The sequence below is a fragment of the Leisingera sp. ABD4_442 genome, assembly GCF_056160905.1.
Window position 1 is genome coordinate 1 of the sequence record NZ_JBSWYB010000009.1, and the last position, 19,490, is coordinate 19,490.

The following is a 19,490-nucleotide window of genomic DNA, read 5'->3' on the forward strand; positions in this document are numbered from 1 at the left end:
TCCTTGCGTGCCTGTTTCCACCGGGGAGGGGCCCGGGGGGCGTGGCCCCAGATCGAGGATGAGGCCGCATTCTTGCTTCCGCTGATCTTGTCAGATCAACCCCCAAAACACGTTCCCGCCCCCCCCCCCCGCGCGCCCCCCGGCCCAAGGCTATGGACGGCATCTTTGATGCAGGCCATAGGCGCGGGAGACTGCCCCCCTTACCCGGGCCCCCTTACCCGGGCCGCCCTGCCTGTTGCCTCCCTGCCCCGCTTTGCCGCGGATGCTGCTTCTGGCTGCGAAACCCTTGCCCCATTCCGGTACAGGTCCTATTCAATCGAAAACCCGGTTGACCACGGCAGGCAGGCTTTTCATGCGCATTCTGATCACCAATGACGACGGCATCAGCGCCGAAGGGCTGAAGGTTCTGGAGACCATCGCCCATGAGGTCGCAGGCCCGGACGGCGAGGTCTGGACTGTGGCGCCCGCGTTTGAGCAATCCGGCGTCGGCCATTGCATCAGCTACACCCGCCCCACCATGCTCAGCCAGCTGGGCGCGCGCCGCTTTGCCGCCGAAGGCTCCCCTGCCGACTGCGTGCTGGCGGGCATCCATGTGGCGATGCATGATCAAAAACCGGATCTGGTGCTGTCAGGGGTGAACCGCGGTAACAACTCTGCCGAAAACGCGCTCTATTCCGGCACCCTCGGCGGCGCGATGGAGGCGGCGCTGCAGGGCATCCCGGCAATGGCGCTATCGCAGTATTACGGCCCCGCCAACCGCGAGACAGATAATCCGTTCGAGGCCTCCGCCGTGCATGGCGCTGCCCTGGTTAAAAAGATCCTGGCGGCGCAGCCGCAGGACGGCCAGGACTACCGGCTGTTTTACAACATCAACTTCCCGCCGGTGCCGGCCGCGGATGTGAAGGGTGCGCGGGTTGCGCCGCAGGGTTTCCGCCGCGGCAGCCATTTCTCGGCTGAGGAGCAGCTGTCGCCCACCGGGCGCCGCTACCTGTGGATCCGCGGCGGCAACCAGCATGTGGAAACCGCCCCCGGCTCCGACGCGGCGGTCAACCTGGATGGCTATATCTCCGTCACCCCGATGCGCGCCGATCTGACCGCGCGGGACGCGATGGAGGCATTGAAGGCGATTGAAAGCTCCGGCGTATGAGCGGACCCGATCCGGAAACCAAGATGCAGTTCGTCTACTCCGTGCGCTCGCGCGGGGTCACGGACCAAAAGGTGCTGGAAGCGGTCGAAGAGATCGACCGCGGGCTGTTCGTGCGCGGCATCTTCGCGGAACGCGCCTATGAGGACGTGCCGCTGCCGATTGCCTGCGGACAGACCATTTCCCAGCCCTCGGTGGTGGGCATGATGACCCAGGCGCTGCAGGTCAACCCGCGCGACACGGTGCTGGAGATCGGCACCGGCTCCGGCTACCAGGCTGCGATCCTGTCGAAACTGGCGCGCCGGGTCTATACCATCGACCGCCACGCCCGCCTGGTGCGCGAGGCGCGGGCGGTGTTTGAGCAGCTGCAGCTGGCCAATGTGACCTCGCTGGTGGGCGACGGCAGCCACGGGCTGACCGAGCAGGCCCCCTTTGACCGCATCATCGTGACGGCGGCCGCCGAAGACCCGCCCGGACCGCTCCTGGCGCAGCTCAAGGTGGGCGGCATCATGGTGCTGCCGGTGGGCCAGTCCGACCATGTGCAAACCCTGATCCGGGTCCGCAAGACAGAGCACGGGCTCGACTATGACGAACTGCGCCCGGTGCGTTTCGTGCCGCTGCTGGAGGGGCTGGGCAAGGACAGCTAGGGCCGCTTGCCTGCGAACCTGCCGCTGGCATTTGAAATCCGCGCCAGCCGGGACTAAGTTACCGGCGGATTTCAGCCGCCGCCCCGGCGGCATCGGCTATAGTGATTGACGCGAGAGAATCCCCGCGAAAAAGGGGAACTGTGTTTTGAGGAGAGCAAGATGACCCGGATCCCCCCCGCCCGGACCGCATCCCGCGGGCTGACCCGCTTCAGCCTGCCCCGGGCCCGGCTGCTGGCCCTGCTGCCGCTGGCCGGGGTGCTGGCCGCCTGCCAGGGCCCGCTGGATTATGACCTGCGCGGCCAGCTGGGCGCCTTCAACACCGCCGGCGCGGCCCAGTCGGCCACATCCAGCCGCCCCTCCCCCGACAGCCGCGGGCTGATCACTTACCCGTCCTACCAGGTGGCCGTGGCACAGCGCGGCGATACCGTGTCGGATGTTGCCGCCCGCATCGGCCTGCCGCCGCAAGAGGTCGCCCGCTTCAACGGGATGGAGACCGGCGACAAGATGCGCCAGGGCGAAGTTCTTGCGCTGCCGCGGCGGGCGCCTGACAGCCTGCCGGGTTCCGGCACCGCCACGCCGGGTTCGGTCGATATTGCCACCCTGGCGGGCCAGGCCATCGACACCGCGCCGCTGACCTCTCCGAATCCCGGCTCTGTCACCACAACCGCGATCCAGCCTGCGCCCAAGCCGAAACCTGCGGTGGTGCAGGACGGACCGGAGCCGGTGCGCCACAAGGTGAAGCGCGGCGAGACCGCCTATACCATCTCTAGGCTCTACCAGGTGCCGGTGAAATCGCTGGCGGAATGGAACGGGCTGGGCAGCGATTTTGCGGTGCGTGAAGGCCAGTTCCTGCTGATCCCGCTGAAAGAGGAACCGGCGGCAGAGCTGGCTCCGGCCGCCGTTGCGGCAGAGGTGACGGAACCGGGCGAAGGCACCGCAACGCCGGTGCCGCCCAGCGCCAGCCAGCCGCTTCCGGAGGAGAAGGTGGAACCTGCAGCCGTCAAGCCCGCGGCTGAGACCCTGCCCAAGCCGGAGCTGCCGGAACCAACCCGCGCCAGCAGCGCGGCAATGGCCTATCCGGTGCAAGGCAAGATCATCAAAACCTACGCCAAGGGGCGCAACGACGGCATCGACATCGCCGCGGCGCCCGGCGCGCCGGTCAATGCCGCCGAGGCGGGCACCGTGGCCGCGATCACCAAGGATTCCAACAATGTGCCGATCGTGGTGATCCGCCACAGCCAGAAATTGCTGACCGTCTATCAGAACGTCGGCAATATCACCGTGAAAAAGGGCGAAAGCGTGGTGCGCGGCCAGCGCATCGCCTCCCTGCGCGAGGGCGACGACGCCTATGTGCATTTCGAAGTGCGCGACGGCTTCGAAAGCATCGACCCGCTGAGCTACTTGAACTGACGGCGGCAGCAGGCAGCTGGCAGGCTGAACCCTGGCCGCAGCCGCCGCCCGTCCCCGGGCTTCATTGCAGGCCCGGCTGCCCAGTGCCGTGCTTCGGGCTTCTTTCTGGTCAGAAACACTCCGGGGGAGCCGCCGCAGGCGGCGGGGGCAGCGCCCCCCCCTGCCACCACCTGCAGCCCGGCCAGGCGGCGCTGCTATTTCAGCGCAACGCCACCCCGTGCCGCCCGGCCAGATCGGTGAAGAACTGCCAGGCCACCCGGCCTGAGCGCGCGCCGCGTGTCGCCTGCCACTCAACCGCTTCGGCGCGCAGATCCTCCGCCGCCACCTCGACGCCGTAAGCCGCGCAATAGCCCTCGATCATCGCCAGATACTCATCCTGATCGCAGGGGTGGAAGCCCAGCCACAGCCCGAACCGGTCGGACAGAGACACTTTCTCCTCCACCGCTTCCGACGGGTTAATGGCGCTGGAGCGTTCGTTCTCGATCATGTCCCGCGGCATCAGGTGGCGGCGGTTGGAGGTGGCATAGAACACCACATTCTCCGGCCGCCCCTCGATCCCGCCGTCCAGCACCGCCTTTAGGCTCTTGTAGTGCTGGTCATCATGGCTGAACGACAGGTCGTCGCAGAACAGGATGAAGCGGTGCGCCGAGCCGCGCAGGTGCCCCAGCAGCCGCGCCACCGAAGGCAGATCCTCGCGCTGCAGCTCCACCAGTTTCAGCTGCGGGTGATCCCCAACCAGCGCGCCATGCACGGCCTTCACCAGGCTCGACTTCCCCATCCCCCGCGCGCCCCACAACAGCGCGTTGTTGGCGGCAAAGCCCTGCGCAAAACGGCGGGTGTTCTCCAGCAGCGTATCGCGCGCGCGGTTGATGCCCACCAGCAGCTCCAGATCAACCCGGTTGACGCTCTCCACCGGCTCCAGCCGCTCCGGCCCCACATGCCAGACAAAGGCAGAGGCCGCATCGAAATCGGGCGTCTCCAAAGGCGCCGGAGACATCCGCTCCAGCGCCTCGGCAATGCGGGTCAATGCGATCTGGTCCATAGGGTGCCTCCGTCGGTTAGCTGACGGATTTCAAAGCATGTTCGGGAGAGGCCGGCAAGGGGGCTGGGCCGAGCTTGGAAACCATCAAGCTCACAATCCACTACGCTGGGATTTATAAATTCCTTCCTGATACCCTAGACGATCTATCCGCGGCTTGAACTCCATCGGCGGGTTCAAACCAAGATCTTTGGCTGTCAGAAGCTCGATGATAGCCAATCCAACATCTGATGAAATCAATAGGCTTCGCACCCATGCAGCCTCGGACTGCTCATCTCCATGCGAGATTTGATTCCTAAGCCTTGCAATCTGCTTTGCGTGCGTTTCGTCACGATCAAGGCCAAGAGGGCCACATTCTTCGAAGGCTAACACTAACAGATCCTTCAAACTTAACTCTTTTGGATACCTAGGAGATGCAAACTCCTCAGCAAAATCCTGCACGCTTTCTGGTGCATTTTTCATAAAATCATTGTAAGAACGAATACCATTCGTGTACTTTTGTCTCTTCGCTTTATGGTCCTTCTCAGAGTACCTTTGGCGCAACCACTTTTCAATATACCCTATTGTTCTCGAAAACCTTTCAATAACACCCAAGTTGGCTGACAATAATGTTGTCACCACGAAAATTCGCCTCTTGATGTCTTCATTCTTCCAAGCGCGCTCCATCAGTTCCGGAATTACATCTATTGGCTCACCCACTTTTATGCATATGTCATGCAAATAGTCGGATTTCTTCCTTGCATGTACTCCCATTCTCATAGGGGAGTCTATTTCCCGCTTTGCACGCACTGAAACTTTGAACTCCCCTGCGGCACATCCCCCTAAAAAATCAACAAATGCCAAATGAAACCGCGCCCATCTTCTTGCGACCCAAACGTCAATTCCACTTGGGCAAACTAGCCGAGTGTGAGCCCTGGCTACAATTTCCCTAGAAAACTCGTCAGTCCGGTAGGAAATTTTGAACTCCAAATTTCCCAAGCCCTGCAAAGTCCTCGAAGACTCAAGCATTGATGTTTCAAAGGGGTAGCCTTGTGGCTTCGTTGCCCCTTCATTTTTTGACTGCTGTTCACCAATCAAGGTAAGAGTTTCAGACCAAAACCCAATCTTAAATATTGCTTCTTTGTCGTCACCGTCGATATGCTCATTTTCAATCAAGTCGCTTACCGAACCAGATTGGCGCGCCGAAACTCGATACCCTTGCGCCAACTGCCCCCCACCAGTTGAGTTTGAGAAAGGCTCAAGTAAAGTAACTGGACGGCATGAGTTAAGCCAGCCGTGAACCACGTACTTTGAATGGTCGCCTATCATTCGGAATGGTTTCGTAGAGTACAATTCGTTGTAGCTGTAGAGCTGAAACTTGACACTTTCTGAGTTATCATCAGGGAAAGTCAGAACTCCCGTCCACGAGCATGGGACTTCTTCGCTTTCATCAATGGTCAATGTATATGAGCCAGAACTTTTTTCACTCATTTCCACTCCCTGAGATTTTTTAAAAAATACCAAATGATGTCGGCCGAAGCCCATTCTTTGAGAAAAAAACGCGCCCTCCCGGGCGCGCTTTTCTTTTCCAAACCCTCTCCGGCCTATTTGCCCTTGCCGTCCTCAGCGTCGAACTCGGCCATCAGCGGATCGTCGGGATGGGCCTCCATCTCGTCTTCATCATCATAGTAACCCTCAGCACGCAGCTTCGCCTCGCGCTTGGCTTCGACCCTGCGGACCAGGAAGATCGAGATTTCATAGAGCCCGTAAACTACCACAAACAGGATAATCTGGGTGATCACATCCGGCGGGGTCACAAGTGCCGCCAGCACCAGGATCGCCACCACCGCGTATTTGCGGACCGACCCCAGACCCTCGGCGCTAACCAGCCCGGCCTTGCCCATCAGCGTCAGCAGCACCGGCAGCTGAAAGCACAGGCCAAAGGCCACGATGAACTTGATGGTGAGGTTCAGATACTCCTGCGCTGAACCCTGGAACACCACGCTCAGGCCCTGGTTCACCTCTTCGCCGGTGACCGCCTCGCCGCCGGCCCCGAACTGCTGGAAGCCCAGGAAGAAGTCATAGGCCAGCGGGGTGACCACATAGAAGGCAAAGCTGGCGCCCAAAAGAAACATGAAGGGCGAGGCCACCAGGAACGGCAGAAACGCCCCCTTCTCGCTCTTATACAGCCCCGGCGCCACAAACCGCCACATCTGGAACCCGATATAGGGAAACGCCAGGATAAAGCCGCCCAGGAAGGAGATCTTGATCGCGACAAAGAAGCCTTCCTGCGGGCTGATGAAGATCAGCGCACAGTCCTGGCCGCCTTCGGCCAGCACCTCGCACAGGGGCGCGGTGAGGAAGTTGAACACCGGCGTCGCCACGGTGAAACAGATCACCATGCCGACGATAAAGGCCACCACCGAATGAATGAGCCGCGACCGCAGCTCGGCCAGATGCTCAATCAGCGGCGCGGTTGAGTCGTCGATCTCTTCCGTCTTGCTCATGACTTGGCCTCATCTTCCGTCTTTGCCGCATCAGGTGCCAGCGCGGCCTCATATTCCTCGGCCTTGGCCAGTGCCTCTTCGGCCTCGCGCGCTTTGCGCTCTGCGGCGGCACGGGCGGTTGACGCCTGGATCTTCTTGGCATCCGCCGCGCGCTGCGCCGCCAGCTTGCCGGTCTCGCTTTCGGGATCGAATTTGGTCGGGTCGATCGACGTCGCCATCTCCTGCGCCGCCTGTTTGACCCCGTCCATGGCGGTGCCGACAGGGTTGCTGGCGGCCTTCAGCCCCTTGGCGACCTCATTCACCCCGGCCTCATCCGCCGCGTCATGCATCGCCCGGCTGAACTCGCGCGCCATGCCCCTGGCCTTGCCCACGAACCGCCCGACATTGCGGAACAGCACCGGCAGGTCCTTGGGGCCGACGACGATCAGCGCAACAACGCCGATGACCAGCAGCTCGGTCCACCCAAGATCGAACATCCGGGCTTAGGCCTTGTCTTTTTCGGTCTCGGGGGTGACGTCCTTGGCCTCGGCAGAGGCGTCTTCTTCCAGCTCCTTGGTGCCTTCGTTGATGCCTTTCTTGAACGAGGTGATGCCCTTGCCGACCTCGCCCATCAGCGAGGAAATCTTGCCGCGGCCGAACAGGACCAGAACCACAACGGCGATGAGCAGCAGGCCAGGCAGGCCGATATTGTTGAGCATGAGAGTCTCTCCTTAGTAATCCGGCGCGGATTGGCAGCACCGGTGGCATTGTTCGCTACGGGTTTAGCGCGGGCGCGGCTTTGAGCGAAAGCAACTCCGCGCGCAGAAAGCGCCTGCCAGCGGGGGATTTCGAAGTTTTTGCCGCCCGCCCGCATCCAACTGACAGGTTTATGTCAGTTGGAGGTCGGTAAATTCAGCCCATCACATGAACAAAGGAGAAACGTGATGAGCAAACATGTCGCCGAAATCGTGACCTTCAAACTGGCCGACGGCGTGAGTCCCGCGGATTTCACCGCCCTGATGCAGCGCACCGAAGCCTTCGTGCGCGCCCAGGACGGTTTTGTCACCCGCCAGCTGAGCCAGGGCGAAGACGGCAAATGGACTGACTATGTGGTGTGGAAGGACATGGCAACGGCCAAGAAAGTGGCGCAGACCTTCATGCAGCAGGACTTTGCCCCCGAAGTTGTTGCGGCGCTGGCGCCGGACAGCGCAGCCATGCGCCATGAAGAGGTGCTGTGGCAGATGGCGCCGTAACACCCCCGGGCTGCGCCCTCAGGTCAGCAGGGCCAGGCGCAGCCCTTGACCTCCCCGCTCCCCCGCGCAAAGGCTAGGCCCATGCGCCGCACCGACCGCCTTTTCGAAATCATCCAGATCCTGCGCGACGGCAAGCTGCACCGCGCCCAGGACATTGCCGAGCGGCTGGAGGTCTCCACCCGCACCATTTACCGCGACATGGACACGCTGGCGGCCTCCGGCGTGCCGGTGGAGGGCGAGCGCGGCGTCGGCTACATGGTGCGCGAACAGATCAGCCTGCCGCCGCTGACCCTGACGCCAGAGGAGCTGGAGGCGCTGAACCTCGGCATGGCCATCGTCGCCGAAGCTGCTGATCCGGATCTGAAGGCCGCCGCCCTGTCGCTGGCCGCCAAGGTGGACGCGGTGCTGCCAGAGCAGACCATTGCCGAGGCCGACGCCTGGAAATTTGCGGTCTACACGTTCTCGGACGCCGCCCGCGCGCTTGCCCATATGCCCACGCTGCGGGCCGCCATCAAAGCCCGGCAGAAACTGCAGCTCAGCTACCGCCGCATCGACGGCACCCTGACGGAACGCAGGATCCGCCCCTTGCACATGGAATACTGGGGCCGCGTCTGGACCCTCACGGCCTGGTGCGAAACGCGCGGGGATTTCCGGGTGTTCCGGGTGGACCTGATCGAAGACGCGCAAGCCCTGCCCGAATTGTTCGTGGACGAACCCGGCAGGCGCCTGCAGGACTATGATCCTAACGGCTCCTGAAACCGCTTCTTTCTGGTTGCAAATACCCCGGGGGAGCCGCCAGCGGCGGCGGGGGCAGCGCCCCTACCCCAGCTCGAAACTGGTCACGCCGTAAATCAGCTCCAGCTCCAGCTGCGGCGCCGGCCCGCGGTACATCCGGGCGGTCTCAAACACCGGCTCCAGCCCCAGGGACCGCGCCAGTTCCACTGCCTCCGCATGGGGTTCTGACACATCCAGGAAAACCTCCTGCCCTTCTGGAACTTCCTGCAGCAGCCGCGCCAGCACTGCCTGTGCCGCCGGACAGGACAGCGCAACCAGCGGCCCGATTTTATACCCGTTGCCGCAGGGACGCAGGGTGGCAAACCCTGCCAGGCCTCCGTCCCGGTACGCCGCAAAGGAGTGATGCCCCTCTGCCCCCAGCCACTGCTGCCAGAACGCCCGGCGCGGTGCGGGAAAAACGCGGGCGTCCAGCGCTTCCATCTCCGCCGTGGGGGCTGTCAGAACCTGAATTTCGAAATCCGCTGCCCCCGCCGGGCCGCCGGACGGCACCCCGCCAAATCGGATGTTGCGGTACGCCAGCTCAAAGCCCGAGCGGCGGTAATTCTCCTGCTGGTCCGCCACACCGTCCAGCCCCACCACACGCCCCCCCGCATGCTCCAGCGCGTTTTGCCACAGCGCATAGCCATAGCCCTGCCCCCGATGCTCCGGCGCCACGATGTAAAAGCCGAGGAAGGCAAAGCTGCTGCCGTAGTTCACCACCGAGATACAGGCGATCATCTGCCCGTCCAGGAACCCGCCCCAGAACCCTTGGCTGTCAACAGAGGCAAAGCAGGCGGCATCCTGATGGCCCGGGTTCCAGCCCTCGCGCGCGGCCCAGTCCGCCGCAGTCTGGATTTCCGCGCTTGCCAGCGGCCTGATCTGATAGCTGCCCTGCATCTGCACCTCCTGTTCACTTGGGTGCAGAATGCCCGCTAACGCCTAGGCAGGAAAGACAAAACAGCGGTTGCGGCGCACTGTCAGCCACATCACCCGGCCCTTTTCCGGCAGGAACACATTGGGCACCGTCGCCTTCAGCACCGAACCGTCAAAATCCATCCGGAATTCCACCAGGCTCTCGCTGCCCAGAAAGCGCGCGCGCTCAACAGTCGCGCGGGCCGGCACGCCGTCGCTGGGGGTCGGCAGCGGCCCCTGGCCGCCGCGGTCAAAGTCGATGCGCAGATGCTGCGGGCGGAACACGATCTCCACCGCAGTGCCGTCCGCATTCCCCGGCGCCAGGAACTCGCCAAAGGCGGTCCGCGCCAAGGCGCCGTTCACCTCGGCCTTCAGCACGTTCACATCGCTGAAGAAGGAAACCGCCGCCTTGTCCACCGGGTGGGTATAGACGTTGTAGGGCGCCCCCTGCTGCACGATCCTGCCGCCGCGCATCAGCGCAATCTCATCGGCCATCCGCATCGCCTCTTCCGGCTCATGCGTGACCAGCAGAACAGCCGTGTCTTCCTCTTTCAGAAGGCTCAGCGTCTCGTCGCGGATGCCGTCGCGCAGCCGGTTATCCAGGCCCGAAAACGGCTCATCCATCAGCATGATGCGCGGCCTGGGCGCAATCGCACGCGCCAGCGCCACCCGCTGCTGCTCGCCGCCCGACAGCTGATGCGGATAGCCGTCGATGAACCGCTTCAGCGACACCCGGTTCAGCAGCTCCTCGACCCGCGCGCGTTTCTCGTCCCTGCTGCCCTTCAGACCAAAGCCGACGTTGTCCGCCACGCTCAAATGCGGAAACAGGGCAAAGTCCTGGAACATCAGCCCGATCTCCCGCCGCTCCGGCGGCACCCGGAACACGGTGTCGCAGATCAGCTTGCCATCAACATAGATCTCGCCCGAATCCTGCATCTCCACCCCGGCAATCATCCGCAGCGTGGTGGACTTGCCGCAGCCCGAGGGGCCCAGCAGGCAGGTCACCTGCCCCGCCTGGATCTGCAAGGAGACATCATCCACCACCGCACGGCCCTCGAAGAACCGCTTGATGTTGCGGATCTCCAACCGCGGCGGGGCCATGGTGCTGAGCATGTCGGCTGGGGCAGTATTCATGAGGCCTCGGGGCTGTTTCCGATGAAAACGCTTAGGTTCACGCCGGGATAGCAACCCTGCGGCGGGGCCGCAAGCGGTCTGAATTGCAGGGCACAGCTCGGGAACCTCGGCTGGGCAGCGCCTGTCCGCGGGCGGAAGCGATAGCGCCCTCCCGTGAGGAGGCCCGGGCGTTGCCCGGCCTCTCGGCCGGGCGGGACATTAATCCAGCCTCAGCAGCAGCCCGCAGCCGCGCCGTCCTGCTCCAGCCCGTTGAAGGGAGAATTGCCGCCGCAGCCTGCAAAGATGCCATAGTGGGTTTCGAAGTTGCCGATGAACTCGAAATGCGGCGCCAGGCGGCTGTCCTGCAGCATCATCCAGGTGTTGCCGCAGACCGGAAACACCTTGCCCGCCTCGATGATATGATGGTCATCCAGCGCAAACACATGCGGCGCGTGTTCGATGGTGCCCTTGTAGATCACCGCCTGGCCGTAATCCTCGCAGGCCGGCTCCAAAGCGGGCAGCTTGAACAGCCGGTAGGTGGCCGACAGGAACTTCAGCGGCTGCACACGTTTCTCCAGCACCGGGTTCTCGATGGTCAAAAGCCGCGAGGTCACCATCCGCGGGTCCTTGAAACCGAACTCTTTGGCAATCGACAAAAAGTCGTTCCAATAAAGCGCCCCGGACAGGCATTCGCCGTACAGCACCTCATCCTCCGCCATCATCTGCGGCACCCGCCGATCGGCATAGACGTCGGAGAAATACATCTCCCCGCCCTCTTTCAGCAGATGATGCGCCCCGCGCAGCACCGCGCCCTTGTCGGTGGCCAGGTTGATCACGCAGTTGGAAACGATGATGTCGAATGACCCCGGCTCCAGGTCCAACTCCTCCAGCGTTTCGATATAGCCGTGGTGGAATTCCACGTTGGACTTGGCATAGCCAAACGCCTCCGCGTGATAATCCTGATGGCGCCGCGCCACTTCCAGCTGCGCCGGAGTCATGTCGACCCCCACGACCCTGCCATGCTCACCCACCAGCGCCGACAGCGCATAGACATCGCGCCCCGCACCGCAGCCCAAATCAAGAATGCGCGCGCCCTCCAGCGCTTCCGGCGCAATCAGGCCGCAGCCGTAATAACGGGTCAGCACCTCGTCATGGATTTTCGACAGCACCGCCTTCACATGATCCGGCATGTCGTCCGGCGTGCAGCAGGCGTTGGTCTGGAGGTCGCCGCTGCCCTGCAGCACCTCGCCGTAATAGTTCTGCACGTTTTCATGTTTCATGAGAGCCGCCTTTCCTGTGGTTCCGGACCAATGGGATAGCGGCGTGCAGGTGGTGCGGCAATCGGGGCAGCAGGCGGTCTGACGCAACTGTGAAGGAGTGTGGGGGAACCATCGAAACACTATGGCCTCCCGCCCGGCGGAACGCCGGGCAGCGCCCGACCCTCCCCACGGGAGGGCGCTTCGCACCCGCCCAGGGTCGGGCGCTGCCCTCAGCTCATTGCTCCGCGCCGGCAAGATTGCACTGCTTGGGAACTACCCCTCAGCCAGCAGCTCAAACGCCGCCTCGGCCCGCACCTTGCCGTTCACCATCAGCTCGATCCGGTGCGGTCCCGGCACCAGCTTAAAGGTGGTCGCATCCCCCTTCAGCTTGTGCTTCTTGCCCAGCTCCAGCTTGCCGCCGGTGATCTTCGCCTGTTTCAGCTTGAACACCTTGGCCGAAGTCTTGCCGCCAGGGCGCTGGAAATGCAGGATATAATCCACCAGCACCGGCGCACCGGCTGCCCCTTCCAGGCTGCAAAACAGCTCCAGCGCGTCGCCGATCCGCACCGCCTTCGGCACCTCGATCCGCGCCTCCAGCGCCAGCTCCGGGTCATAGCCCAGCATCGCCATCGCCCGCGGATGCCCCGCCTTCACCAGCCCGCGCAAAGCGTGGGAGGTTATCCAATCCAGCTCCTTGCGCTGCTGTTTCCCGGCGGCGTGCCAGCCGTCCAGCCGGTCCATCACCAGATCCGGGTCCTTCTTGGCAATGTCGTTCAGATGGTTGGCGACCGAACGGGTGACATAGCGGGTGCCATCACCGTGCAGCCGGTCCAAAAGCGGCAGCGGTTGATCCAGCGACAGCCCCACCGCCTCGCCCCAGGGCAGCCTTGGCCGTGTGCCCTCGCTGACCAGGCGGCGCACGTGATAGCTCGAATGCCCGGCCCAGTCCTGCATCCGCGCCAGCACCTCGTCCGGCCAGCGGTTCAGAAACGGGCGGATGGCCCATTCCATCGAAAACCGCTGGGTGATCTCCTCCAGCAGGTCCAGCGCCAGATCGCAATGCGCCTCAACGCCCCGCGCGGCGACATACTCGCCCAGCGGCGCAAAGATGAAATCACCGAAATCATCATCCGTCCTGCCCGGATCCAGCGGCGGCGGCAGCGCCCTCAGCAGCACCGGGGCCGCGTCCGGCAAAGCCTCCGGCAGATGACGCGCCAGCACTTGCGCAATCAGCGTGATCCGCTGCTTCAGCTCCAGCGCCGGCAGCTCCGCCATCACCTGTTCTTCAAATTCCGAAGCATCAAATCCAGCCTCAGCCGCAGCAAAAAGGCCCGCCAGATAGCGGACCTTATCGCGGTTGAACAACTGATCTTTCAGGGAAAATCCCGAAGCCATGCCGCCCCCCTTACATCGTCGAATTGACGCCGCCGCCATCCAGCAGGATGTTCTGGCCGACAATAAAGCCTGCGTGCTGCGAGCAGAGGAAAGCACAGGTCGCGCCAAACTCAGCCCGGGTGCCGTAACGGCCCGCAGGAATACTGGCACAGCGCTGCGCCTTGGCCTCTTCCATCGAGATCCCCTGCGCCTGGCTCACCCCGGTGTCCAGCGAGACGGCCCGGTCGGTGGCATGAATGCCCGGCAGGATGTTGTTGATGGTCACGCCCTTGCCCGCCACCTGCCGCGCGGTGCCCGCCACATAACCGGTGAGGCCCGCACGCGCCGAGTTCGACAGGCCCAGCACCGGGATCGGCGCCTTCACCGATTGCGAGGTGATGTTGACCACCCGGCCCCAGCCGCGCTCCATCATGCCCGGCACCAGCGCCTTGATCAGCGCAATCGGGGTCAGCATGTTGGCATCCAGCGCCTTGATGAAATCGGCGCGGTCCCAGTCGGTCCACATGCCCGGCGGCGGCCCGCCTGCATTGTTGACCAGGATGTCCACGCCCTCAGCCGCATCCAGCACCTTTTGCTGGCCCTCCTCATTGGTCACATCCGCAGCCACCGTCACAACATCGACACCATAGGCGTCGCGGATCGCCTGCGCAGACGCCTCCAGTGCCTCCGCTCCGCGCGCATTCATCACCAGGTTCACCCCGGCCTCCGCCAGCGCCTCGGCACAGCCAAGACCCAGCCCCTTGCTGCTGGCACAGACCAGCGCGCGCTTGCCCGAAATACCCAGATCCATCGTCGTCCTCCCTCGGGAATCTTGTCGTCCGCGCGGAGCTTGCACCGGCCAGCCCCGGATAGCCAGCCCCCCGCCCCCGGCCCGAAACGTTAAGCCGCCGGAAAAACAGCGCCTTCCGACCGCCTTTCCGCCACATTCTCACGGCAATTCTATTGGACGGGCCGCCCCGCTGGCCCACATATGGAATCGACCGCCGCCAGCTATGGACCAGACATTGACCGCCAGCCATGCCTCCGTTCAGGCCTTCCGGGCCGAGCAGTTCCGCGTCGAATACGGCGCCAATATGGGCGACCCGCTGGGGGTGCTCGAAGACCTGGTGCTGGATGACATCTACATGCTGGCCGTGGCTGAGCCGCCGCGCCGCCTGGGCATCGCCGCCCATCATGACGGCAGCTTCAGCATCGCCCATGACACCGCGCTCGGCACCGCCGGCGCCGCGCTGCATCTGGACTGCCTGCTGACCCTGATGCCCGACAGCGGCCCCAACACCGAAATCCTGGTGATGGTCGAGGCCGACACCGAGGGCTATATCGCCGCCGTGTTTCTGGTGCCGCTGGCGCCCCTGCAGCCGCAGATGCCCTACACATTGGTCAAGGCTGAGCGCGAGCCCGCCCGGCGCAAGCTGGCGCAATCGGCCTGCGTCTCCTTCACCCGCGGCACCCGCATCACGCTCTCCACCGGCGCCCAGCGTTTGATTGAGGACATGCGCCCGGGCGACCGCGTCCTGACCCGCGACGACGGCATCCAGGAGGTGCGCTGGGTCGGCCAGTCGACCCTGCGCGCCGTTGGCGACCTGGCCCCGATCCTGATCCGCAAGGGCGCGCTGAACAATTCCAATGACCTGATCGTCAGCCCCGGCCACCGTCTGATGGTCTATCAGCGCAAGGATGAGATCGGCGCCGGCGCCCCCGAGATCCTGGTCCGCGCCCGCGACCTGGTGAACGGCGACACCGTGGTGGTGCTGGACGGCGGCTTTGCCGATTACTTCCAGATCCTGTTCGACCGCCACCACATCATCTACGCCGAAGGCATCGCAGCTGAGAGCACTTTCCTCGATCCGGTCACACGCCCCGTGCTGCCCGAGGATTTCTGGACCGCCCGCCCAGGCGGCCCGCAAGGCCCCCTGCCCGCATCGCACAAAACCGGCGCCCACGGGCTGGACGTGAGCCGGTCGCTGCTGGACCGGCCGGATGCCGTGGGGCTGCTGAAGCGGGCGTCGCTGCGGTAGGGCAGTTTGCCGCTCCCCCTGGCAGATTGAAGAGCGCCATGCATCATCTATAGATTGCATTCAGGATTTTTTTGTACCAGTTTTCCTGCACTTGAACATTTGCTGGAGATTGAAGTGGCAAGAAGTAAGAAGAGCGTCACACTATCCGTTCATCGCGCGGTTATTGACGAAACGCTAGGCTGGAACATTGCTGAGCTTCTTTCCATGATCAGAGAGGGACTTAAGCCAGGCGACTATACGATTGACCGGGGCTTCTGGGGCAGAATCGCCGTCAAGTTCCCATCTTTTCCGCGTACAAACGAGGCCGTGGCAGCTCAATTTGGTCTATATGAAGAGGGTGCAAAGAAGAGTACGATCAAGGACACTTCATCATCGGAAGCTTACTCAACAAAACCAGTGTCCGCCCCCGAGGATAGCGATTTCCTAGACCACCAAGTCGCCCTCCTTGCAGAGGGCAACTATTTGATCGCCTGTGGCTTGGGAAAAAGGCAAGCAACGCTGATCGACACCATCAGTAGATTTGCAGAAAAGTGTGGGGTCAAAGTTCCGCCAGGCACTATAGCATTTGTTGAAACCCCGAACAGCTTAACTATTGAAGAAATCCGTCAACGTGGCGTCAAGTCCATTCAATTTGACGCAGGAAACCTTTTAGGTAGCTTGGAAACAAAAACAGATAGCCTGCTAGGACACATTTTTGGACGGAATGCCCAAGTTTCGGATTTTGAACGAGAAGATATGGTCGCCCAACTTAGCATTCACCCAAGAAAGGCAAGGAAAACCACTATCGGTTACGACATTCAGCATAAAAACCAGTGGCTGAGCACCTCAGCGGAGAAGACCTTGGAGGACGAGCAGGTTGATAGCTACACCATTGTACTGGATGACGACACAGTATGGCCTGAAGGGAAGCTGAAACTCACCAAATCAATTGACGTCCTCAAAGACGGTGGCTCAAGTTATCAAGTAGAGGATGCACTGGCGCAAATGCTTGAGTATTTTGACCACCTTAAGCGCAATGGCCACTTACAATGAAGCTGGGCACAATTGCCAACTTTGTTGTCTCGCTGACCGTTACTGCCTTAGCATTAGCGGCTGGGCACTTTGCGTATTCTTACCCTGAAGCAATCGAACATGCTGCCAACGCGACGATTGCTGCTCTCAGTATTATTTTTGGCCTATCAATTGCCGTTTCATCTTTGGCAGCACCTTCCCCCAGCACTGCTTCAAAAGCTTCCAGCGATCCAATCGTCGCAAAACGTATCGCTGACAAGCTTGCTTCAGACAATCATAGAACACTGGCTCGTCAAAAACTTCTTACCTGGACAGCACTTCTCGCAGTCATCCTTGGGTTGGTGTTTCTTGTTGCTTTCAAAAAGGCACCAAGCGCTGACATTACGCGCGCAATCGCAGCAGTGTTTACGGGCACAGCATCTGTAGCTTTGCTATTCACCTTGCACCTTCCCAACCTCTTGACAGCACTTGCAAAACGCAACTTGTATTTTCAAGAACGAAGCGCATCGAAGGATCCGCAATAGACCGGTTGCCACTGCTCCCTCACTCCCCCACCCCGCGCTCCCGCAAGTCCTGCTGCATCTCCCGGGCGCGCAAGGCGATGCGGGCAATTGTGTCGTCTTTATCATGGGCCTGGATATGCCCCGCCAGCAGCGCCAGCCAGTAGATCCACAGGACCGCGTTGGCGCGGCGGCGATGGTCCGGACCAGCTTGCGGCCCCGTTTTCCCATGTCCGCATCCGGCCCCTCCCCTCACTCCTTCTCCGTCCCGTCCATGTTCTTCCCCTCCGCCAGATAGCGCGCGGCGAGGCTGAGGCGCAGGATGGTGTTGTCCTTGTCATGGGCCTGGATATAGCCGGCCATCAGCGCCATCCAATAGGTCCGCAGCACCGAGTTGATGCGGCGGCTGTAGTTCGGGCCCAGCTTGCGGAACCATTTCACCATGTCCGCGTCCAGCCGGATCGTCACCCGGGTCTTGGGCTTCTCCAGCCGCTCCCAGCTGTCCATGCCGTCCCATTCGCGCGGAATACTCTTGTCCAGCCAGTCGCGGCGCAGGTTCTCCTGCAGCCCATCCAGCTCCAGCTGCATTTCATTGTCATAATATCGCTTGCTGGGCATTGCCCTCTCCCTTGGCGGCGGCGGTTGCGGCGGTTGCGGGGCGGGGCGGCACTCCCGCGCTGATCCCCAGCCTGCCCCAATCCGGTTAATTCCGCGCCAGCGGTGCGTACGCTGCCCGCGCAACACCTCCGCAGAGGGCCGCGCCCGGGCCTGGGTGCACAGGGGGAGTACGGGGGGGGGGGTGTACGGGAGGTGTACGGGGGGTGCACGCATGTCACCATGCGTTTTTCTTGCCTCTTGCGGCATTCCTGCTATACGCGCGCTCATGCTCGATACCGTCACCAACCGCCCCGAACTGCCGCCCGAAATTGCCCGCCGCCGGACCTTTGCGATCATCTCGCACCCGGACGCCGGCAAGACCACGCTGACTGAAAAGTTCCTGCTGTACGGCGGCGCGATTCAGATGGCCGGACAGGTGCGCGCCAAGGGCGAGGCGCGGCGCACGCGGTCGGACTTCATGCAGATGGAAAAGGACCGCGGGATCTCTGTCTCGGCCTCGGCAATGTCGTTTGATTTCAGCGGCTTCCGGTTTAATCTGGTGGACACGCCGGGCCACTCGGATTTCTCCGAGGACACCTACCGCACGCTGACGGCGGTGGATGCGGCGGTGATGGTGATCGACGGCGCCAAAGGTGTCGAAAGCCAGACCCAGAAGCTGTTCGAGGTCTGCCGGTTGCGCGATCTGCCGATCTTGACCTTCTGTAACAAGATGGACCGTGAGAGCCGCGACACCTTTGAAATCATTGACGAAATTCAGGAGATGCTGGCGATTGACGTGACGCCCGCCAGCTGGCCCATCGGGGTGGGCCGCGATTTCATCGGCTGCTACGACATGCTGCGCGACCGGCTGGAACTGATGGACCGCGCCGACCGCAACAAAGTGGCGGAAAGCATTGAAATCAACGGCTTGGACGACCCCAAGCTGGCCGAACACGTGCCGGAACACCTGCTGGAGAAGCTCTTGGAAGAGGTCGAGATGGCGCGCGAGCTGCTGCCCGCCCTGGACCCTCAGTCGGTGCTTGAGGGCCACATGACCCCGATCTGGTTCGGCTCGGCGATCAACTCCTTCGGCGTCAAGGAACTGATGGACGGTATCGGCGCATACGGCCCCGAGCCGCAGCCCCAGTCGGCAGAGCCGCGCCAGGTCAGCCCGGAGGAAAAGAAGGTCGCCGGTTTCGTTTTCAAGGTGCAGGCCAACATGGACCCCAAGCACCGCGACCGGGTGGCTTTTGTGCGCATGGCCTCGGGCCATTTCAAGCGCGGCATGAAGCTGACCCATGTGCGCACCAAGAAGCCGATGGCGGTCTCGAACCCGGTGCTGTTCCTGGCCTCCGACCGGGAGCTGGCAGAGGAAGCCTGGGCCGGGGATATCATCGGCATCCCCAACCACGGCCAGCTGCGCATCGGCGATACGCTGACCGAGGGCGAGGCGATCCGCGTGACCGGCATCCCGTCCTTTGCGCCGGAACTGCTGCAGGGCGTGCGCGCAGGCGACCCGATGAAGGCCAAGCACCTGGAAAAGGCGCTGATGCAGTTTGCCGAGGAAGGTGCCGCCAAGGTGTTCAAACCCTCGATCGGCTCCGGCTTCATTGTCGGTGTGGTCGGCCAGCTGCAGTTCGAGGTTCTGGCCAGCCGGATCGAGATGGAATACGGCCTGCCGGTGCGGTTTGAGGCCAGCCAGTTCACCAGCGCACGCTGGGTCAGCGGCGACAAGCCGGCGGTGGACAAGTTCATCAATGCCAACAAGCAGCACATCGCCCATGACCACGACGGCGACATCGTCTATCTGACCCGCCTGCAGTGGGACATCGACCGTGTGGTGCGGGATTATCCGGGCTTGAACTTGACCGCGACCAAGGAAATGATGGTCTGACGATCCGGCCCGGCGGCAGTTCTGCCGGGCCGTTCCAGCTTCCCCGGTGATTTTAAGGG

General features: G+C 62.6%; 21 protein-coding genes. 9 read left to right on the top strand and 12 right to left on the bottom strand.

All coding sequences use genetic code 11. The features are described 5' to 3' along the window. Positions 1-352: 352 nt before the first annotated feature. From surE to ACXAHG_RS09320, 3 genes are all read left to right on the top strand, one after another. Positions 353-1,147: a 5'/3'-nucleotidase SurE gene (gene surE, locus ACXAHG_RS09310; protein WP_475044013.1), complete on the top strand. Its 795-nt coding sequence runs from the start codon at positions 353-355 to the stop codon at positions 1,145-1,147. Next, positions 1,144-1,791: a protein-L-isoaspartate(D-aspartate) O-methyltransferase gene (locus ACXAHG_RS09315; RefSeq protein WP_475056954.1), complete on the top strand. Its 648-nt coding sequence runs from the start codon at positions 1,144-1,146 to the stop codon at positions 1,789-1,791. Before surE ends, ACXAHG_RS09315 begins: the two co-directional genes overlap by 4 nt. A 159-nt stretch (positions 1,792-1,950) precedes the next feature. Beyond that, the gene (locus ACXAHG_RS09320; protein ID WP_475056955.1) at positions 1,951-3,201 is read left to right on the top strand and encodes a peptidoglycan DD-metalloendopeptidase family protein; all 1,251 of its coding nucleotides are present in this window, start codon (positions 1,951-1,953) and stop codon (positions 3,199-3,201) included. 199 nt (positions 3,202-3,400) lie between these two features. Here ACXAHG_RS09320 and ACXAHG_RS09325 read toward each other — a convergent pair whose 3' ends face one another. From ACXAHG_RS09325 to ACXAHG_RS09345, 5 genes are all read right to left on the bottom strand, one after another. Further along, on the bottom strand, positions 3,401-4,243 hold the full coding sequence (locus ACXAHG_RS09325; RefSeq protein ID WP_475056957.1) for an ATP-binding protein: 843 nt from the start codon (positions 4,241-4,243) through the stop codon (positions 3,401-3,403). A gap of 90 nt (positions 4,244-4,333) precedes the next feature. After that, positions 4,334-5,710, bottom strand: a complete 1,377-nt coding sequence (locus tag ACXAHG_RS09330) for a HEPN domain-containing protein (RefSeq protein ID WP_475056958.1) — start codon at positions 5,708-5,710, stop codon at positions 4,334-4,336. Between the two features lie 113 nt (positions 5,711-5,823). Further along, a complete protein-coding gene (gene tatC, locus ACXAHG_RS09335; protein ID WP_475056959.1) occupies positions 5,824-6,726 on the bottom strand; it encodes a twin-arginine translocase subunit TatC in 903 nt (300 codons plus the stop codon). Beyond that, on the bottom strand, positions 6,723-7,202 hold the full coding sequence (tatB, locus tag ACXAHG_RS09340) for a Sec-independent protein translocase protein TatB (protein ID WP_475056960.1): 480 nt from the start codon (positions 7,200-7,202) through the stop codon (positions 6,723-6,725). The genes tatC and tatB overlap by 4 nt, the downstream gene beginning before the upstream one ends. A gap of 6 nt (positions 7,203-7,208) precedes the next feature. Then, complete coding sequence (locus ACXAHG_RS09345) at positions 7,209-7,424, bottom strand: twin-arginine translocase TatA/TatE family subunit (RefSeq protein ID WP_475044025.1); 216 nt, start codon at positions 7,422-7,424, stop codon at positions 7,209-7,211. 225 nt (positions 7,425-7,649) lie between these two features. Here ACXAHG_RS09345 and ACXAHG_RS09350 point away from each other — a divergent pair, with 225 nt between their 5' ends. Both ACXAHG_RS09350 and ACXAHG_RS09355 read left to right on the top strand, forming a co-directional pair. Then, positions 7,650-7,958, top strand: a complete 309-nt coding sequence (locus ACXAHG_RS09350) for a hypothetical protein (protein ID WP_475056962.1) — start codon at positions 7,650-7,652, stop codon at positions 7,956-7,958. An 81-nt stretch (positions 7,959-8,039) separates the two neighbouring features. Then, positions 8,040-8,714 (top strand): helix-turn-helix transcriptional regulator, encoded by a 675-nt coding sequence (locus tag ACXAHG_RS09355; protein ID WP_475056963.1) that lies wholly within the window; start codon positions 8,040-8,042, stop codon positions 8,712-8,714. Positions 8,715-8,777: 63 nt separating this feature from the next. Here the strand turns inward: ACXAHG_RS09355 and ACXAHG_RS09360 are convergent, their stop codons facing one another. The 5 genes from ACXAHG_RS09360 to ACXAHG_RS09380 all read right to left on the bottom strand — a co-directional run bounded on the left by ACXAHG_RS09360 (position 8,778) and on the right by ACXAHG_RS09380 (position 14,201). Beyond that, positions 8,778-9,629 (bottom strand): GNAT family N-acetyltransferase, encoded by an 852-nt coding sequence (locus tag ACXAHG_RS09360; protein ID WP_475056964.1) that lies wholly within the window; start codon positions 9,627-9,629, stop codon positions 8,778-8,780. A 42-nt stretch (positions 9,630-9,671) separates the two neighbouring features. Next, positions 9,672-10,778, bottom strand: a complete 1,107-nt coding sequence (locus ACXAHG_RS09365; protein WP_475056966.1) for an ABC transporter ATP-binding protein — start codon at positions 10,776-10,778, stop codon at positions 9,672-9,674. A 209-nt stretch (positions 10,779-10,987) separates the two neighbouring features. After that, positions 10,988-12,037 carry a methyltransferase domain-containing protein gene (locus ACXAHG_RS09370; protein ID WP_475056967.1) on the bottom strand — a complete coding sequence of 350 codons (1,050 nt, stop codon included), beginning with the start codon at positions 12,035-12,037 and terminating at the stop codon, positions 10,988-10,990. A 252-nt stretch (positions 12,038-12,289) separates the two neighbouring features. Next, complete coding sequence (locus tag ACXAHG_RS09375; protein WP_475056968.1) at positions 12,290-13,411, bottom strand: hypothetical protein; 1,122 nt, start codon at positions 13,409-13,411, stop codon at positions 12,290-12,292. Positions 13,412-13,421: 10 nt separating this feature from the next. Then, positions 13,422-14,201: an SDR family oxidoreductase gene (locus ACXAHG_RS09380; RefSeq protein ID WP_475056969.1), complete on the bottom strand. Its 780-nt coding sequence runs from the start codon at positions 14,199-14,201 to the stop codon at positions 13,422-13,424. Between the two features lie 202 nt (positions 14,202-14,403). On the opposite strand from ACXAHG_RS09380, the gene ACXAHG_RS09385 reads away from it, so the two are divergent. The 3 genes from ACXAHG_RS09385 (at position 14,404) to ACXAHG_RS09395 (ending at position 16,964) form a co-directional block, all read left to right on the top strand. Further along, positions 14,404-15,429 (top strand): Hint domain-containing protein, encoded by a 1,026-nt coding sequence (locus ACXAHG_RS09385; protein WP_475056970.1) that lies wholly within the window; start codon positions 14,404-14,406, stop codon positions 15,427-15,429. A gap of 99 nt (positions 15,430-15,528) precedes the next feature. After that, a complete protein-coding gene (locus ACXAHG_RS09390) occupies positions 15,529-16,461 on the top strand; it encodes a hypothetical protein (RefSeq protein ID WP_475056971.1) in 933 nt (310 codons plus the stop codon). After that, on the top strand, positions 16,458-16,964 hold the full coding sequence (locus ACXAHG_RS09395; RefSeq protein ID WP_475056972.1) for a hypothetical protein: 507 nt from the start codon (positions 16,458-16,460) through the stop codon (positions 16,962-16,964). Before ACXAHG_RS09390 ends, ACXAHG_RS09395 begins: the two co-directional genes overlap by 4 nt. Before the next feature lie 19 nt (positions 16,965-16,983). Here ACXAHG_RS09395 and ACXAHG_RS09400 read toward each other — a convergent pair whose 3' ends face one another. Further along, a complete protein-coding gene (locus tag ACXAHG_RS09400) occupies positions 16,984-17,196 on the bottom strand; it encodes a hypothetical protein (RefSeq protein ID WP_475056973.1) in 213 nt (70 codons plus the stop codon). Next, positions 17,193-17,558, bottom strand: coding sequence for a BrnA antitoxin family protein (locus tag ACXAHG_RS09405; protein WP_475056975.1), 366 nt, complete (start codon positions 17,556-17,558; stop codon positions 17,193-17,195). Before ACXAHG_RS09405 ends, ACXAHG_RS09400 begins: the two co-directional genes overlap by 4 nt. A gap of 265 nt (positions 17,559-17,823) precedes the next feature. Here ACXAHG_RS09405 and ACXAHG_RS09410 point away from each other — a divergent pair, with 265 nt between their 5' ends. Beyond that, positions 17,824-19,431 (top strand): peptide chain release factor 3, encoded by a 1,608-nt coding sequence (locus ACXAHG_RS09410; RefSeq protein WP_475056976.1) that lies wholly within the window; start codon positions 17,824-17,826, stop codon positions 19,429-19,431. Positions 19,432-19,490 lie beyond the last annotated feature (59 nt).